Here is a 17920-nt window from a genome sequence, read left to right on the forward strand (position 1 = left end):
CGCCGCCGCTGGTGTCCGGTATGAAGCCTATATAATCGACGCGGCCATCCAAGTACTCGGCATCGCTTCGCCTAGTGACTCCACATATCTTAAGACGCATGCCGACTCACCTCCGCCGCTCTCTCTATGAACCCAGCCACGCCGCCCTCCTCTATTGCATGTATGGCTTGCTCCACTCCATCCCTCAAGTCGCGAGCCTTACCACCGACCAGTAATGCGAATGCCGTGTTTATGGCTATGAAGTCCCTCACGGCTTGATTCCTATTCATTAATCCATCCATTACCTTGAGCGCGCTATCCCTGGGATCAGCGGCAAGCAGGTCCTCTATCCGCCTCCTGGGGAGCCCAAGGTCACGGGGATCAACCTTATACTTCTCCACCCCACTGCCCTTCACATCAATGACCGTGGTTTCCCCCACTACTGAGGCCTCATCTATGCCTGGCTCACCGTGTACCAGCATTAAGCGGTCATAGCCCAGCAGCACGGCGGCCTCGGCTATCTCATCCAGTAATTGGGGAGCCGCGACGCCCATGACTTGCTTCCTAACCATGCCGGGATTCGATAATGGACCCACCAAGTTAAATACGGTTCTAACCCCCAACTTCTTACGTATGGGCGCCACGGCCTTCATGGCTGGGTGATAGAGCTGGGCGAAGGCGAAGCCGAAATTGGTTTTATTGATCATCTCCGCCACGGCCCCCGGCGAGAGGGATATATTGAATCCAAGGCTCTCCAGGAAATCCGCGCTACCTGAGGAGGAGGACACGCTTCTATTGCCGTGCTTCAGCACCTTTACCCCAAGGTACGCCGCCAATAATGCTGACGCCGTTGAGACATTAATTGTCCCCACGCCGTCTCCCCCAGTTCCCGCCGTGTCTATGGCATCGACCTCCAGCGGCACCTTGATACACATGTGCCTCAACGCCTTAGCGAAGCCGGCTATTTCATCCGCCTTCTCCCCCCTAACGCGCATTCCGATTAATATGGCCGCGGTCTCCGCCTCGCCTGGATCCATGAGCATCCCCATCGCGGCCTCAAAAGCCTCATCCTGATTCAGGGGATGCCCATTAGCTATCTTCTCGATGAGCCTCATATCCTCAACACCTTCTCATATGCATCCGAATCAAGCAATCCATGACCTGATAAATTGAAGAGTATTGTTCCGCTCCCCATGCGCCTCGCCTCATCAATCACTGCCCTAATTGCATGCGCTGATTCAGGGGCTGGCAGTATAGCCTCCGACTTAGCGAAGAGGCGGGCAGCCTCCATTACTTCCTCCTGCTCATACGACCTAGTCTCCACGTAGCCATCCTTAACCAACAGGGAGAGGCTGGGCGCCGCGCCGTGGTACCTGAGGCCGGCCGCATGAATGGGGGGCGGCACGTAATCATGCCCCAGCGTGAACATGCGTATCATTGGCAGGGTACCCGCCGTGTCGGGGTAATCATACATGTAGGAGCCCCGAGTTAACTTCGGCGCCGCGTTGGACTCCACTGCGAGGAACCTCGTCTTCTCGAACCCAGCCCCGGTTAACTTGGATCCAATGAATGGGAAGGAGAGGCCGCTGAAGTTGCTTCCTCCACCCACACACCCAACCACTAGATCCGGCTCCTCGGGCATTTGCTGCATTGCTTCTAGACCGATTATCGTTTGATGAAGCAGCACGAACTCCAGCACGCTGCCCGGTATGTACTTCCTCCCCTCGCCCTTCACGGCGTACTCAATGGCCTCCGATATTGCTACCCCAAGGCTGCCCGGGTGATTCGGGTCCTTAGTCAGCGTTGATTTACCGAACTCCGTTAAGTCGCTTGGGCTTGGGCTCACGTCGGCGCCGAAGACCCGCATGAAGAGCACCCTCTGCTTCTTGTTAATGTAGGAGTTCTTAGTCATGAACACCTTAGCATTTATCCCTATCAGCGCTGATGCTATGGCTACGGCGAGTCCCCACTGCCCCGCGCCTGTCTCCGTCACCACCTCCTTCGCGCCATCTATTGAGGCGTAGTAGACCTGCGCCACCGCGGTATTCAATTTATGACTGCCGCCGGGCAGTGCGCCCTCGAATTTATAGTATATCTTGGCCTTAGTTCCTATTGCCCTCTCAAGCCCCCGCGCCCTGCGGAGGGGAGTGGGTCTACCTATTCTCTCATATAGTTCCTGAACCCTCTCCGGTATTGGGACATATCTCTCCGCCGTGAATTCCTGGTCAATTAAGTCGCTGGGCAGTATCCTAGTCAGTAATGCTATTCTTGAGTCGCCTTCATAGGGATCCATGGGGGGCGGCAATGGGCGCGGCAGGTCAGCCGATATATTGTACCAACTAGTTATCATAATCCCTCCCTCAATTCCTTCAGGAATTCCACTGCATTGCCTAGATCGCTCATTCTCTCAATGAAGGCGGTGCCCACGACTACTCCATTTGCTCCAGCCTCTATTAGTGCCCTAACCATGCTTGAGTCCCTCACGGCGAACCCAGTGACCAGGTAAGTATCCCCAATCAATTTCCTCACTATCGAGACATTCCTCTCAATGTAAACCGGCAGCTTTGTTCCAGTGGATGCATATAGCCCCAGGTAAATGAATAGGGGCTCAAGTGATGCCAGTTTCTCTATTATCCTGTGGGGAGTCTTGCTTGACACGAAGAATGCTGGGCGCAAGTCATGCCTGCGCATTGCAACGACATAATCATTAAGCCTATTGAAGTGATCAAACAAGAGGTCCGGGAATAATATGGCGGATGCACCGACTTCAGCAGCGGTTTTAGCGACCGTATCTAGGGAGCTCACATAATCATCTATGTATCCCATCAATATCGATTTCTCGTAATTGGCGATTTTTATTGCCTCAAGCCCCTTTAGCTGCGACTTGAAGTGAGTCATCCGTATGATGGGGCCATCGTACTTGGGGTTACTTGTCGGTATCCCGATTTCATAGAAATCCACGATGCCCCGAGTCCTATTGAGGACCTCTAGAAATGTTGCCGAATCGGGGTACGTGGCGGTTATATATAGGCCCAACGAGGGCCTACTTACCTCCATTGGAGTTTCATCGTCACCATCATTGTTAGCCCCAACACCGCTGGTTTTAAGCTTTATGCAGTTAATCCCAGGAAACAGTAAGCAGTGAACGCAGTAAATATAGTATATACCCCTTCAGTGAACTACCCCCCTCATGGGGCTTCCCGCTTCCCCGCCCAGCCTGCATCGTCACGGGCAGGGAGAGGAGCTCCACGGGCACCACGGACGGCTCCCGCCCTCTGTGCTTTTAACGCCCTCACCCTCCACGGAAACGCCACCATTTAAACGCCACTAGGGGGCCATCCCCCACCTCACGGGCCTTTTGCTCCCCTTAACCCCCGTTAAGATAACCGACAAGCTACACCATCTCGAGGAACGCAGGTTCCCCGAGGCCTCAGGGATTAACGCCCCTTTAGGCGCCGGTTGCCGGCTTCGTGAGTTCCCCCGGCATTGAGGGGACGATCGGCCTCCATCCCAACTAATTTTGATCGTGGGAGGACACCGTGAGGAGGCGGGTTTGGATCCAAAAACTTTACCCCCGGCCCTTAAGGGGCGAGGTTTAGCATTCTCCCCATCAAATAAAGCGATGAGCGTTTAGCATTGAAGCATGGGAAGCGGGTTTTCAAGGCGTTTTTAAAGGTTCAATTCATTTTTCGCCGGAGACCCCGTGAGGGCGGGTAGCTCACAAGACGCCTAGCTTAAATAGCATATATATGCCCACCAGCACTATTATTGCGCCATAGGCCACTCTAAGAATGTTCCTAGGCGCCTTAACTGCGAGACTGGTGCCGGCGTAGCCGCCTAGTGCGCCGCCCAAAACATATAGGAGGGACACCAGTATCAGCACATCGCCGTACACTGCGTACTCAGCCCCGCTGGCTACTCCGAATGTTCCAACGCTGAGGAGGCTGGTGCCTATGGCCCTCGTTATGCATAGGCCGGCCGAGAACATTAGGGAGGGCACTATGAGGAATCCACCCCCTATCCCAAAGTAGCCGCTTATCAATCCAACCACGAATCCCGCGCCCCCAACCTTGGCCGCCGTTGATGGGGTTAATTTGGGGCACTTCTTAAGCGACTCCATTACCCTGGGAATCTCATCGCTGGTGCCCGGCTTCGTTGATTCCCTCCTAATCGCCATGTATGCCCCCAGCACTATCATGGCTATGGAGAAGTATATCAATAAACTCGTTCCAGGCGTTATGTGGCCCAGGTAGGCGCCTAGGAGCGAGCCGATTAGGCCGACCCCGGCAAATAAGGTACCGACCCTGGGCGACACGTTATGCTTCTTTAGGTGCATGTATGAATTTATGTATGCGTTTAGCCCCACCGCTAGCGCCGTGGAGCCTATGGCTATGTGAGCCGCGTTGGGCAGAGAGTCCAACCCAACGAAGTAGAGGAAGAGGGGAACGGCCAGTATTGATCCTCCTCCACCTATGAGCCCCAGCGAGAACCCCACTAAGACTCCCGACACCACTGCAAGGAGGTATTGGATAAGAGTTATCATTTTGATCCACACCTACAGGGATTTAATTAATTAATTAATTAGCGGTCCATGGCCTTAAGCCGTATACTATGTAGGCGGTGACTATGGCGCCGGCCAGCACTGCCATGAAGAACGCGAAGCTGCTGACGGCCATTTGTAGATTCCCGCTCAATATGTGTCCACTTGCGCAGCCATTAGCCATCCTGGCCCCGAAGAGCACCATGAATGCGCCGAGAAATGCTGCAAGTGGCCTAAGTTTTCCAGTGCCGAACCTATTAGTCCATATGTGTGGAGTCCACTGCTTGAATCCCATGAATCTCCTAGTTATGAATACTGAGGAGATTAAGCCGCCTAGGAAGGTGCCTAGGTCGGAGAGCGGTTCCCAACCTATCTCGCTGAAGGGCTTATCGATGGGCACTCCATTAACTATCTTTAAGCCGCCGAATAATTGGAAGTATGGGAGGCTAGCCGCGAAGTGTGGATTAATGGCGAATAATGCTTGAGCCCATATCCAGGAATAGGTAGTGGATTCCCCGAATATCTGCCTAAGCACTATCACTGCCACCGCCACTAGGGCGAAGTCAAAGGCTAAGGCGAATATGACCCTTGAAGAGGAGGGCTGCTGAACGGATACTGCCTCTATCACGTAGTCCGGTATCTTCTTGTAGTCCTCCTTGAACTCCTTTATCTCGTCCTCCAGAGCCATTGACTCATTAGACTTACCGGTTAAGTGCAGTACGCATGCCTTTCCGCCCTGTCTCCTAGGCACGAAGAGCCACATGCTTATCATTAATAAGCCGAAGACTATGGCCACCATGAATTCATAGGCCTTGCTGGTTAACCCAAAGAGCGTTGGCCAAGTAATTGGTCCAAAGTTAAGGGTTTCCCAGAAGAATGGCTTGGCTGGACCGAATATTAGGGACCAAGCTAATGCACCAAGTAATCCCCCTATAACTGCATAGATGGCGTCGCGCCTTCCCTGTCCAAGGGCTATCCATATGGTTCCCGGGAAGTAGCCGGCCACCGCTACTCCTGCGCCGAAGATTAAGCCGCCTATGACTACGCCTGGCACGAAGAACGCCTTAATGCCCCAGTGAAGCATTGGCACGAAGAGGTTCAATGCATAGAGTAGGATGGCGCCTACCCCTATCACTAGCCCGAAGCAAACCATCAATAACCTATCCTTAAGTGTTATTGCTCGTATTATTACGTCTGGATTGGGGAAGTCCCATATCTCCAGCGGGATGGAAAGTAGGATGCCGGCGAATATTCCAACCCATAGGGGCGCCGTGTATATGTGCAGAACCATCTGCATTGCGACGCCTCCTACCAGCATTATTAATGCGCCCACGAGGAGTATTGAGGCCACGATCCACATCGGCCTCATGTTGGGTTTTTTCACCTCTATCTGGATTTTTGATTTATCACTCGTAGCGGTCGGAAACCTCTGTCAAATTACTCTATTTAAATCTTATTATGTCAAAAATTTGACACAAGAGGAAAGTATTTGAACTGGGGAATTAATTTAATATGAATGCAGGAACCAATAAGCAAAATAGTGGAGGACATAGTTAGGGAGAACCCGCTCTACATGATGGCCATATCCACAGGCATAGTCAACTTATCGGCGCTAGCCAAGGAAATACTGCCCCTCGTTAAGTCAGCCACGACGCGTCCAATCAAGCTTGGAACGATAATTAAGGCGCTGGAGCGATTGGAGGAGAAAAGCATGACGGGCATGCCGAATATAATTCAATTACTTAATGAAGCCGAAATAATGGTTTACAGCGGCATAGGCGAGGCAGAGATCCCGATAAGCGAGGCGACTCCAGACCTAATTACAATGGCTGGGCGAGACATTGCCATAATAATAATAAGCGATGGATCCCGACTAAAGATAATATCGCCGCTGAGGACTCTCGCTAAACTCAGTTCCGCGCCAACAATGGAGTATAGCCTAATTAGAATATCGCTGGCGGAGAGGGCCCCGGTGGGGTTCGTCACGACCCTAATACAATTAATGCGATCCAACAAGATCTCGGTTAAGCATGTCCTTAGGTATGATAATGACGTATTCATAATAGTGGATAGACAAGACGCAACGAGGCTAATGGACATGCTGGAGAGATTAAGGAAGCAAGAGCAAGCGAGAGAAGCAACGCGAAACCCCTAAAATAAGGGCAATAATTGAGGAGTAAGTGAAGCAACGAGGAGTCGGTAATAGTGGAGTCATGGTTTCCGAGATAGGCATTGGCGTTTGGTCCCTCGTGACTGATTGGTGGGGTAGGGGAGATAAGGCGGAGGAAATCATTGAGTACGCGTTAAGGAACGGCATAAATTTCTTCGACACGGCGGATAGTTACGGCAATGGAAGAGGAGAGGAATTGCTTGGGAGAACAATAGGGCAGAGGAGGGATGAGGCCGTGATTTTGACGAAGATAGGGTACGACATTTACCATCATGAGGCTGGACAACGCGAGATACCGCAGAACTTCTCTCCAGATTACCTAGAGAAAGCATTACGGAATAGCTTGAAGAGGCTTAATAGGGACTATGTCGATATATTAATGCTGCATAATCCACGGATGGATACCATAATGAACGCTGAGGTATTTAGGTGGCTTGAGGGGATTAAGCGGGATGGGTATGCGAGAGTTATAGGGATCTCGCTTGGCCCCACTCTTGGTTGGGAGGAGGAGGGGCTTGCAGCCATTAGGATGGGGTACGGCGCTATGGAGTACATCTATAACATAATAGAACAGAGGCCGGGCAAATCCTTCCTAGCATCGCCGGGCGCGGAGAACGTGGGGCACTTCATTAGGGTTCCGCATGCATCGGATGCCTTGGATGACGATAAGTGGCCAATAATTAATTCAAGGGGGCTTCACAGGTCATTCAAGGACATTGAATGGATAGAGCGAGCTGTGAGTGGCGCCAAGAAGCTTATCCCAGTGGCGGCGGCAATGGGCATGAAGTTATCCCAATTATCCCTGGCATTCGTTTTATCCTTCAGTAATGTAACTAGCGTTATGCCTAATATAACGACTAAGAGCGATATAGATAAGTACGTGGCCGTGGAGGGAAGGGAACTAGGCGAGGAAGTCATCGCTAAAATCAATGAAGTATATGAGTCCGACTTCAGAATCCTAAATGAGGAGAGCATTAGGGAAACCGATAGATACAGGAAACCCAGGGAGAAAAGCAACTAATGAATTGCTGCCCGCCTCCCCGGGGGTCCTAAAAGGGCGAGGTTTACCGTTCTCTATCAAGTCGTGAATATTGAGAAATAGGTAAGCACATTGCCGAGAATCGCCTCGACAACCTGGGTTCCAAACCCATGAGGGATGACCCCTCCCCGCCCTGAAGGGCGAGGTTTGCCGTTGATCACCAATATTACCCCCTCATGCCACCAAATCAACAAAGGAATAAGATTATTGTCAATACACCATGCCTCCCTTTCCAATTCAGGTTATTCAGGGAAAGTTTTTATTGGGATATGCGGTGCCCCGTAGCGTGATGAAGCGAGGCAGCCACTGAGGAGTGAGGACCTCAATCTCACACTGATGATAATTAAGGATGCATGGGGATACGATGTTGTCGTCTTGTTATTCCTCTTGATCCGCGGCTTCTTGTTTCTTCACGGATTTCCAGTAAGCCACTTTACCTCTACGCACTTCCTTTATTAAGCCGTCCTTGCTAAGCAGCTTAAGTATATAGAATACTTGGCTATGGCTGAGCTTTGTTATCCTCACAACGTCATTAGTGGATAATTCCTCATTGCTCTCCACTAAGTTGAGGATCTCCTTTTTCCGTTCATCTATCCTCTCCGTTTGCTTCCTTGGCATCGGAATTATTTTAACTCAAAAATATTTAAACTTTAAGCGGGCTTAGCCTAGTAATACCCATTTACGCAGGGAACTGACCTACTTGAAGGTGAGCGCTTATTTGTTCCTTTTGCAAGGAACAATCCTTAACACTGTAGGTAGCCTGGGCGTCACAGTTATATTTGGGCTGTCTTTGGGTAACCCTAATGCCTAAGAACAAGATAATGGGGACATTCAGAACCATTAATCTAGTGCTTTATGTGGTCGCCATGGTAATGATAATAGTGGTCGCGGCGTTCTCGATATGGAGCGCATTCATGACGCTATACGAGAGCATATCCAACATAACTGAGAGCTCCATCATAGAGGCGCTTTCCAGCATATTCATAGTGCTCATATCCATCGAGATAATAGAGATGTTCATGGATTACGTTGAGAAGGAGATAATAGCGGTGAATAAGGTGCTTCAAATAGTGTTGACGGCGCTATCTAGGGAGATGCTTATATCAACCACTCAATTCACAATGATGACGACGCCGACCACCATAGACATATGGAAGGAAGTAGTCATAATACTGGGAGTAGCGGTAGTTGCCGTTGTGTATGCCATCCTCAAGGCTAGAACAAGCGAATGATTGTTGGCGACTCATGGGAATCCTCACCGCTCTAGCGCCGTCTCCACTGCATCCCTTATAGTGAATCGAGGGGGCACTAATGGATTAAAGCCATTCTTGATCATGGCTGCGCCGGTGGTTGGACCAATCGCCACCAATCTCTTGGACTTCAATGAATCCCGCCCAACGATGCTTAGGAAAGAGAGGAATACTTTGGGACTTGTGAATACCACGGCGCTTGCATCCTTAAGGAGGGAAGCAGCCCTCTTTATTGCCTCGTCATCAACGATCAATTCATATAACCCGAACTCCATTATTCTGCAATTAGGTGCAGTTATGGATGCTTCCTCGGCATAATCCTTCGACCTCATCACCAGAACCTCCTCCCCCATTGCGCACTCCTGCTTAAGCAATGCGGATACTCCTCCACTGAAGAATTGCGGGGGCATTACACACCTAATTGTTGGAAAGAGAGAAGCCACTGCTCCACACGTTGATGGGCCAACCCCTATCACGAGGGAGATGCATCTAGTTAAGTCGAGTCTCCCCCTTATTGCATCAATTACCTCCGCGCTCATCACCACGCCGATCCTCCTGGGCACACGGCATGCATCGATCAATTTACCGATGGATTCCTCATCCACGACGGGCCTTAATATCGGCACCATAACCACCTCATCCCTCAAGTGATCCACGGAGTAATTCCCCTTCCCTCTAAGAACAAGTATCACTTAATGAGTGGAAATAAGGATGGATAAAAACTTTATTATCTACATCATGGAGTTGGCACTATATATGCCAATAATGCGTGAACGGAATTAATCATCGCCAATGGTATGGGTATCACGAGGCCAAGCAGCATCACTATAGATGCCAACACTACCACAAGCAANCCAATGCCGCTGGATCCCGTGCCGCTCAGCGACTTGCTTAGCCTAACATAGTAGGGAACCGATATGACGGAATTAATCACGAGCAGGACGGCTAGCCACCAAAGCAGTGGACCAGCATATATCAATCCAAGCACTATGAATAACTTTGACCAGAAGCCAAGCAGCGGCGGGACCCCTATGAATGAGTAAGCCAATATATAGCTCCAACGGGATCCCCTCTCATTGCCTATTATCGAGAATAAGCCTATTTTCCCCGCGCCATTAACTAATAATTGAGTTAGTAAGCCGATTAATGCGTATGCTAACGCCAACTCGCTGACGCCCTCCACGAAGAATATGGTTAATGCGGACATTATGTAACCCATATTAGCTATAGTGGAGTAAGCCAGCACCCTCGCCGGCTCCTTTGCAGTTATTGCACCTATATTCCCCAAAAGCATGCTGAACGCCGCCAATAAAGCGGTCTCCCACACCACTATATACGTCTCCATGGGGCCCATGGCGGTTAACAGCGGGTAAACTATCTTAAGCGTCACAATGAATGGAACGAATTTAGCGATGGAGGCTATTACGGAGACCGCGTATGGATTGCCAGCCGTGAATGCGTCGGGAACCCATAGATGCAGTGGAGCGGCGCCAACCTCAAGCATCATGCCCANTATAAGCAGGGTGTAGCCCAGCAAAGCTAATCCACCTAATTGATTAATTAATGCGAAGAATAGAATAGAGGCACCGGTGAAGTATAGAACCGTCGCTATGACCAATGCAGTTATTGCCTTCACAGCCGCGGATAGGTTCTCCCTAGTGCCGCCCAACNGTATTATGAAGTAGACTGGAACACTGACCAGCATGAATAGGCCAAGCAGCAAAATGAAGTAGGCATCCCCTATGCTTAGCGGCACATATAGTGCATATGCCGTGATTAAGCCCATGAATGATACCAAGGCATAATCCATTCCCCTATACTGGGATCCCCTCACCAACATGAGGGTTATTATATTAATGGCGGCCACACCATCTATGAGGGCTGGATACATTATGTAACTGCCCGAGACGTATAGGTCAGGCAACAAGAAGATCAAGGCCGGGATCCAGGCATACTTCTCCTTACGAACAGCCACTAATGCAGCAGTGAAAAGCAGCAATGCGATCGATGACAACTCAATTATTGTGGTGTACTCATACATAAATCATCACCATCATTATTATGAGGAGGATAATAGTCATCACGACTAGGATCGCCTTAACATAGTTCCTGATCAATCCATCCTGCATTCCACGAATGGTTGCGGATGTTGCCTTGAATAGCCGCGGTATCGCGTTATTGAATAGCCAATCAAAGCCCCTGCTGAACAACATGGCGAACGCCGTCAATGCGCTTCCAAAGCCGGCCAGCACCACATCCATAAACGCCTGTATATAGTACCTCCTCTCAAACACCGGCGACACGAGCGCAAAGGACGCTGAACGCGGCTTATAAGTAACAACTAGGAACGTGATAGTTATGGCGAGTGATATTAGGAACACAACCGGATCAAAGCCAGCGCCCAGTATTACATTAGGCACCGCCATCATTAATATAGGCACTGCTACAAGGAGCGCCGCGGTGGCTATTGCAGTATAGGTACCGGCCATTATTGATCCACCATGACCCTCAACCTCGCCGGGATCATCCCCCTTAATGAAGTTAAGCGACATGAATCTGGCGAGGAACACCACATAAATGAAGCTAGTCAATAGTAGGAGCGCATATGCTCCCCAACCAACCACATTGCCGACATCTGTCATTAATTCATCCATGGCAGAGTGAACCCAGTAAGCCGCAAANGGCGGTATGCCGCCGAGAGCTAGCGCCGCGGCCAGCGTCGAGTAGAAGCCGGCCGGCAGCTTCTCCGCAAGCCTCCAATTACCTAAGTTAAACCTGGTATGAGTCTCATGAATCAAGTGACCGCTGACCAGGAAGAGCGTTGCCTTGGACAAGGCATGAATTATCAGGTAGGAGAAACCCACCAATACCCCAACCGGCAACATGTAGCCAAGCGCATCCACGCTATATGGAATGAATTTAGATGCCGCCGTTAAAGCCATCATGAGGCCAAGGCTACTCATTGTGGATCCAGCCAATATGACCTTCCTCNCGTTAACTGATGTGGCGAACATCGCGCCAAGTATGGCCGTTACTAGCCCCAAGTAAAGCACTGATAGGTACACTAGGTTTATCCCGATGAAGTTGACGCCAACCAAGTAAATAGTTAGCCTCATGAATATGTAGACGCCGGCGGCAACCATTGTGGCCGAGTGAAGCAGAGCGGAAACTGATGTGGGGCCGGTCATGGCGGTCAGCAACCAATCATTAAATGGGAATTGAGCGGACTTCGTGAAGGGACCAAGCAGGAACGCCAACAAAACTATTACTGTTCCAGCCACTCCAAGGACGCTAGTTAAGTGAGCCCAATTTATCGTGTTGAAGTCGAGGCTGCCGCCGAATATCCCTATCGCAGCCAATGCGCCGAGCATCGGCATGTCTCCGAACCTTATCGTGACGATTGCCCTATACGCTGCATAGATGGAGTAGTCCAAGCAGGCTTACCAAGCACAGTGTCGCCCACTTTTCCAACGAATGATGTCTCATCATCATCCCTGAACCAATTGCCTATCAATGCCCAGGAGCTAAGTCCCAATCCCTCCCATCCTATGAACATGAGGAGCAGGTTATTGGAGTAGACGAGTAAGAGCATGGATGCAGCGAATGTGTTGTAGAAGAACCAGAACCAGCCTAATCTATAGTCATCAGCCATATACTCAAGGCTATAAACGCCGATCGCGAATGCGAGCCAAGCCGTCAATAAACCCATGTACCTGCTTAGGAAGTCCACCACGAATGATACATACGCCGTGAACACGTTGGGCACCGAGATCCATGGGTATGAGTATATAATTGTCCTCAGGGGGTAGGCCAGCGCTATGTAGGTCGATGCCAGGGCCGCTATGCCAAGCCCAATCACGGCGAGGTACTCCAATGGCCGTGCCTTATGATTATCCTGCTCCATTGCCCAGTATATGGATATGGGGGCAGCTAATAGCGTTGGGACAACGGTCATTAACGCCACCAGCACAGGAATTAGGGACTCATACATGCATGATCACCCCAATCGCGCTTAGTATAGAGTGTATTAATGTGGTCGATATTGGCGGGAACAATAATATGACGCTCGTCAAACCAAGCACGTAGAGCGGCACCACCAGCTTATTGCTTGGAGTAGTCTTGGTGTAAGGCCACCTGGGTTGCCCGTAGAAAACCTCCTTCAATGCCCAGAAGCCGTAGGTTCCGGTAAGGAGGAATAGGAACGCTAAGCCCACGAATGCCCATAAAGTATTGAGGCTGAGCCCAAGCGTCGTCAATAGCCCCAGGAAGAGGAAGAATTCGCCGAGCAAGCCAACCGTGAATATTCCTGCCAGACTCATCCAGCCAAGAAGCGCCGCGCCGCCTATTGATGGTATATATCTCTGTAGACCGCCCATTTTAGACATGTCCAACATATCGTATTGAACTATTATTGCCCCAGCAGTCATGAAGAGCACGGCCTTACCTAATTGATGGGCAATGAAGTGGAGCGTTAAGCCAACTATTCCATACGTGCCCAGGGTGAGCCCAGCCAATAGGTAAGCCATGTTAGCTACCGTGGAGTAAGCCAATAACCACTTGTAGCTATGTCTTTGCCTAAACACGGCGAAGCTGACCAGTATTCCGCCTATTATTGCATAAGCGAGGAGGGGAGTCCGTATCGATATTATGAAGTAGGACGATATCAAGTAGAGCCTGGCCAATATATATGATGCCAAGCCAACCACTGATATTATGAGGGCTGCGACCGGCGTTGGATGCATGCCGTGGGCCCAAGGCAACCAGACATGCGGACCAAAGCTGGGCAGCTTTATGAGCATCCCTATCAATATCAATATCCAAGCAATGGGGGGTATATACCTTATCGTGGCTAGATTCATGGTGCCCGTGGTTAATGCCACTATCACTGCGCCGACCAGGAACAAAACGCTCGCCACATGGGTGTAAATGAAGTAAAGCGTGCCTATCCACTGCCTTGTCTTGCCGTAGCCATCATAGCCATAGAAGTATATCAATAGGAAGGACGATATGAGCGATACCTCTAGGCCTATATACATTAATAATAGATTATAAGCGTATACTATCCATTCCATGGATATCCCGCATAAAATGAATAATGGATAATAAATGTTGAATTCCTCCGGTATGCCGAGGGCCCTGAACCTATGCTCCATATATGGCTCCGACACTATCGCAATCATGGCCGTAACCAATGCTATGGTGAAGCCGAAGGAATTGCTTAATCCATCATTTATGAGAAGCATGGAGCCAATGGGGCTCGGCAATCTACCGAGGGGAACTAAGTAATCGAAGTTAGCGAAAATGCCGTAAAGGGAGTAACCAATGAGGGGCAGGAACGATATGACGGCCGTGTAGAGGGACGCCCTCTTGCCGAGCACGGCAGTTAATCCAGCTGCGGCTATTGGAAGAGCTAGCGAGAATATGAGGATTGGATCGAATTGAAGCATCATGACGATTCACCTCCCGCTCGCAGGACATCCACGCCTATATTCCTGGTTATCTTATCAATGGATAATATGGCAACTATTAGGGCAATGAATTCCGTGGCCGAGGTGAGCACCGATATTATGGTTACGCCGAACGCTATAAGGGGATCAACCATATATAGCGCAACCAAGGCGAGGAAAATCGAGTTAAACATTAATTCGAGCCCAATTAATAGGCGGACCAAGTCATGTGAATTAGCCACAACGACGTAACCCACGCCTAGCACTGTTATCGATGAAACGAAGAGCGATACTGCATCTATCATGGTTGGGTCACCCTCAGGTAACGGGTTGCTATTATCATTATGAACGAGAACAAGACTATCAAAGTTACCAGCAGGAAATCAAGGTAACTATTGCCCAATACTGTTGACACTAATTGAGACGGCGAAATGCTGACGTATGCGGTGGGAGCCATGGAGTACTTGCTGAGCGCCACGAGGGAAGCCATGAGGAGCAGGATAACTAGGCCAAACCATGAGCCCTCAACCCTATGCTGAATTGGTCTCCTATACGTGGCGGCTAACACGACGGTTATCGTTATTGTCGCGCCAACATATATCAGCACTATTAGCGTAAATGATAGTATTCCATACACCACAGCGAAGGCCGTGGCCGATAGCGATGATGCAATGGCTAGGAATAATGCCGCATAGAAGTTATCCCGTGACAAGAGAACGCCAATCGATGAGAGCACCACCAAGACTTCCAGCACTATAAGGGAGAACGTGGTCAGGAGCACGCGGAATCACCTCTTAGGAGTAGGCCTAGTATTTTACACATGAGTAGGCCATTTACATACATATTTTTTAAGGATTGCGTGCCATCAATGGCAACCCCAAGATGGAGCAGAAATTTGTAACTGAAAATAACAATTGAAAATAATTGGATCCACGCAGTCCTTAATTCTTCCATAGTAAACAATAAAGATCGCAAAAGATGCGCCCTAAACAAGTTTGCTTTAAGTATAATTGCCGTGCCTACCTAGAGCCAAGGTTCTAGGGTAAAGCTTTAATATTCTAGTAAATGCCCCCCAACAAGGTGTTTTAAGTATGGCCAGTCTAACCCTAGTAGCGGAGATACTTCCGGTTATAATCTCCATACTCGGCATAATATACGGCGCATGGGCAGCATCATGGGTGCTCAAACAGGATGCCGGCACGGATAAAATGAGGGAAATAAGCAATCTAATAGCCGAGGGAGCTAAGACCTTCCTATTGAGGGAGTACAAGACCATTTTGCCGATTGGGGTCGCGCTAGCCATTCTAATAATGGGTGCATACTACATAGGCTTCAGCGATAATGTCCTAGTGGCGGTTCTAGCAATGGTATCCTTCGCATTGGGAGCGCTGGGAAGCGGCATGGCTGGATATATAGGCATGTACGTCACCACGAGAAGTGCCTCCAGAACCGCTCAAGCAGCAAGCAAGGCCGGGCTAAGCGGGGCATTAGCCGTATCGTATAGGGCCGGCAGCGTCATGGGAACTATGCTGGCCAGCATAGCCCTCCTAGTAGTATCAATACTCTTCATAATATACAGGTCGGTTACGACCCTCTGGGGAGAGGCACTCATCGCCGCCGCATTCGGCGCAAGCCTAATGAGCCTCTTCATAAGGGTGGCCGGAGGAATATATACTAAAGCAGCTGACTGGGGCGCAGACATAGTGGGCAAGATGGAGGCCGGCATACCGGAAGATGATCCACGAAACCCAGCAACAATTGCTGATAACGTGGGAGATAACGTGGGGGACGTGGCTGGAATGGCAAGCGATGTATATGAGAGCCTAGTAGTGGTGCTAACCGGAACACTGCTCCTCACCGCGGTATTCCACATGCCGCTAAGATTCACCGTGTTCCCATTGCTGGTGACTACGGCCGCCTTAATAAGCACATTAATAGGCATGCAAGTAGTTAGGGGAAAGGCCGAGGGCGCCGCCGGCGCAATGAGGAAGCTTAATACGTCTCTCTACACCACGGTCACGGTTACGGCGGTGCTAGTCATAATCGGCGGAGCACTGATATTCCATAGCGTCACCGTGATGGCTGCCGTGGTGATCAGCGACATACTTGGCATGTTAACCGCAATAGCCGTCCTCCATATAACAGAGAATTATACCCATTATACCCATGAGCCTGTGAAGAACATAGCGAAGCAAGCCACCATAAGCGCATCAAATGTAATAGTGACGGGGTACTCATATGGGCTCATTAGCGCGGTGCCCGTGCTGCTCGTGGTTGCGCTAGTTCTTGGAGCGAGTTTCGCGTTGGGCTATTACTTGATAGGGGTGCCTAATCCATTCATGGCCGGCATATATGGTACAGCAATGGCATCCACGGGGCTCCTCTCCATAGCCGGCATAGTAATTACCATTGATTCCTTCGGCCCCGTTTCCGACAATGCTTCTGGTCTGGCCGAGATGAGTGGATTACCGGAGGAAGTTAGGGAGGCAACGGATGCACTTGATGCAATAGGCAACACCACTAAGGCAACAACTAAGGGCTATGCAATAGCGTCCGCCGGACTCGCAGCGCTGGTGCTCTTCATAGGCTNTGTTTATGAGGTAATAGAGAGAATAATGCCGGGCTATCCGGTGGCGTCCCCTGAGGTTCTACACACTATATTGCTTAACACGTCAGTGCTTAGGCCCGATCTATTGGTGGGCGCATTCATAGGGGCTGCGATTGTCTACACATTCTCAAGTAGAACCCTAATGTCGGTGAGTAGGACAGCGATGGAGCTTGTCGAGGAAATAAGGCGGCAATTCAGGGAGATACCGGGCATACTTGAGGGAAAGAATAAGCCCAACTATGCGAGGGCCATCGACATAGTTACTAGCCACGCGTTGAGGGAATTCATGGTGCCAGGCCTAATGGCAGTGATAGTTCCAATACTTGTGGGGCTATTGCTGGGCTGGGTCGCATTAGTTGGTTTAATACTTGGAACCATAATGCTGGGATTCCCAAGAGCGCTCCTAATGGCTAATGCCGGCGGTGCTTGGGATAATGCCAAGAAGTACATAGAGGCTAAAATGGATCCATCCCTGGGCGGAAAGGGTGGNCCCGCTCACAAGAATGCCGTAATAGGCGATATAGTGGGCGACTCATTCAAGGACACCACCGGGCCATCCCTCAACCCGCTCATTAAGGTAGTTAACACGGTGTCCGTCGTTTTCGCCGCAGCAGTGGTGAGCACTAACGCAGCATTAGGCATAAAGATGGGGCTCTTCAGCTACATGCTGCTAACGATAATTGCCAAATTCATCCTGGCGCTTTTGTAAATAAATAACGCTGCTTTATTTTTTCATTTTTATGCTATATCAGCGAATTAGAACGTCAACACTTCATACCCATTGTTTATGTATTGGGAAACCCTTTCGCCGGTTGGAAGCAGCTTAATGCTTAACTTGCTTAATTCCTCCTTAATGTTCCTATTATTTGCCTGACCTCCTCCCCGCC

Annotated in this window: 16 protein-coding genes and 1 pseudogene; 4 read left to right on the top strand and 13 right to left on the bottom strand. The window is 50.0% G+C overall.

Annotation, left to right across the window (positions count from 1 at the left end):
* Nucleotides 1–89: 89 nt before the first annotated feature.
* From AT710_05530 to AT710_05550, 5 genes are all read right to left on the bottom strand, one after another.
* Complete coding sequence (locus AT710_05530) at nucleotides 90–1094, bottom strand: anthranilate phosphoribosyltransferase (protein ID KUO91830.1); 1005 nt, start codon at nucleotides 1092–1094, stop codon at nucleotides 90–92.
* A complete protein-coding gene (locus AT710_05535) occupies nucleotides 1091–2329 on the bottom strand; it encodes a tryptophan synthase beta chain (GenBank protein KUO91831.1) in 1239 nt (412 codons plus the stop codon). Before AT710_05535 ends, AT710_05530 begins: the two co-directional genes overlap by 4 nt.
* Nucleotides 2326–3036: a tryptophan synthase subunit alpha gene (locus AT710_05540; GenBank protein ID KUO91832.1), complete on the bottom strand. Its 711-nt coding sequence runs from the start codon at nucleotides 3034–3036 to the stop codon at nucleotides 2326–2328. Before AT710_05540 ends, AT710_05535 begins: the two co-directional genes overlap by 4 nt.
* A 661-nt stretch (nucleotides 3037–3697) precedes the next feature.
* Nucleotides 3698–4522 (bottom strand): permease, encoded by an 825-nt coding sequence (locus tag AT710_05545; GenBank protein KUO91833.1) that lies wholly within the window; start codon nucleotides 4520–4522, stop codon nucleotides 3698–3700.
* A 34-nt stretch (nucleotides 4523–4556) separates the two neighbouring features.
* Nucleotides 4557–5888 (bottom strand): transporter, encoded by a 1332-nt coding sequence (locus AT710_05550; GenBank protein KUO91834.1) that lies wholly within the window; start codon nucleotides 5886–5888, stop codon nucleotides 4557–4559.
* Nucleotides 5889–6035: 147 nt separating this feature from the next.
* Here AT710_05550 and AT710_05555 point away from each other — a divergent pair, with 147 nt between their 5' ends.
* Both AT710_05555 and AT710_05560 read left to right on the top strand, forming a co-directional pair.
* On the top strand, nucleotides 6036–6674 hold the full coding sequence (locus tag AT710_05555; GenBank protein KUO91835.1) for a hypothetical protein: 639 nt from the start codon (nucleotides 6036–6038) through the stop codon (nucleotides 6672–6674).
* A 58-nt stretch (nucleotides 6675–6732) separates the two neighbouring features.
* Nucleotides 6733–7710 (top strand): aldo/keto reductase, encoded by a 978-nt coding sequence (locus AT710_05560; GenBank protein KUO91845.1) that lies wholly within the window; start codon nucleotides 6733–6735, stop codon nucleotides 7708–7710.
* Between the two features lie 396 nt (nucleotides 7711–8106).
* On the opposite strand, the gene AT710_05565 is transcribed toward AT710_05560, so the two are convergent.
* Nucleotides 8107–8346 (bottom strand): DNA-binding protein, encoded by a 240-nt coding sequence (locus AT710_05565; GenBank protein ID KUO91836.1) that lies wholly within the window; start codon nucleotides 8344–8346, stop codon nucleotides 8107–8109.
* Nucleotides 8347–8531: 185 nt separating this feature from the next.
* Here AT710_05565 and AT710_05570 point away from each other — a divergent pair, with 185 nt between their 5' ends.
* Nucleotides 8532–8960, top strand: coding sequence for a hypothetical protein (locus AT710_05570; GenBank protein KUO91837.1), 429 nt, complete (start codon nucleotides 8532–8534; stop codon nucleotides 8958–8960).
* 23 nt (nucleotides 8961–8983) lie between these two features.
* Here AT710_05570 and AT710_05575 read toward each other — a convergent pair whose 3' ends face one another.
* From AT710_05575 to AT710_05605, 7 genes and pseudogenes are all read right to left on the bottom strand, one after another.
* Nucleotides 8984–9670, bottom strand: a complete 687-nt coding sequence (locus AT710_05575) for a hypothetical protein (GenBank protein ID KUO91838.1) — start codon at nucleotides 9668–9670, stop codon at nucleotides 8984–8986.
* A 44-nt stretch (nucleotides 9671–9714) separates the two neighbouring features.
* Nucleotides 9715–11019, bottom strand: coding sequence for a hypothetical protein (locus AT710_05580; protein KUO91839.1), 1305 nt, complete (start codon nucleotides 11017–11019; stop codon nucleotides 9715–9717).
* Nucleotides 11012–12969 (bottom strand): annotated as a pseudogene (locus AT710_05585) (NADH dehydrogenase). Before AT710_05585 ends, AT710_05580 begins: the two are co-directional and overlap by 8 nt.
* Entirely contained in the window at nucleotides 12962–14428 is a 1467-nt protein-coding gene (locus tag AT710_05590) for an NADH-ubiquinone oxidoreductase (protein KUO91840.1), read from the bottom strand. Before AT710_05590 ends, AT710_05585 begins: the two are co-directional and overlap by 8 nt.
* Nucleotides 14425–14730 (bottom strand): hypothetical protein, encoded by a 306-nt coding sequence (locus AT710_05595; protein ID KUO91841.1) that lies wholly within the window; start codon nucleotides 14728–14730, stop codon nucleotides 14425–14427. The genes AT710_05590 and AT710_05595 overlap by 4 nt, the downstream gene beginning before the upstream one ends.
* Entirely contained in the window at nucleotides 14727–15206 is a 480-nt protein-coding gene (locus AT710_05600) for a hypothetical protein (GenBank protein ID KUO91842.1), read from the bottom strand. The genes AT710_05595 and AT710_05600 overlap by 4 nt, the downstream gene beginning before the upstream one ends.
* Nucleotides 15197–15379 (bottom strand): hypothetical protein, encoded by a 183-nt coding sequence (locus tag AT710_05605; GenBank protein KUO91843.1) that lies wholly within the window; start codon nucleotides 15377–15379, stop codon nucleotides 15197–15199. The genes AT710_05600 and AT710_05605 overlap by 10 nt, the downstream gene beginning before the upstream one ends.
* Nucleotides 15380–15516: 137 nt before the next feature.
* Between AT710_05605 and AT710_05610 the strand changes: the two genes are divergently transcribed.
* Nucleotides 15517–17742 (top strand): potassium transporter, encoded by a 2226-nt coding sequence (locus AT710_05610; protein ID KUO91844.1) that lies wholly within the window; start codon nucleotides 15517–15519, stop codon nucleotides 17740–17742.
* Nucleotides 17743–17920: the final 178 nt, after the last annotated feature.

It is taken from the genome of Thermocladium sp. ECH_B (assembly GCA_001516585.1).
GTDB lineage: Archaea > Thermoproteota > Thermoprotei > Thermoproteales > Thermocladiaceae > Thermocladium.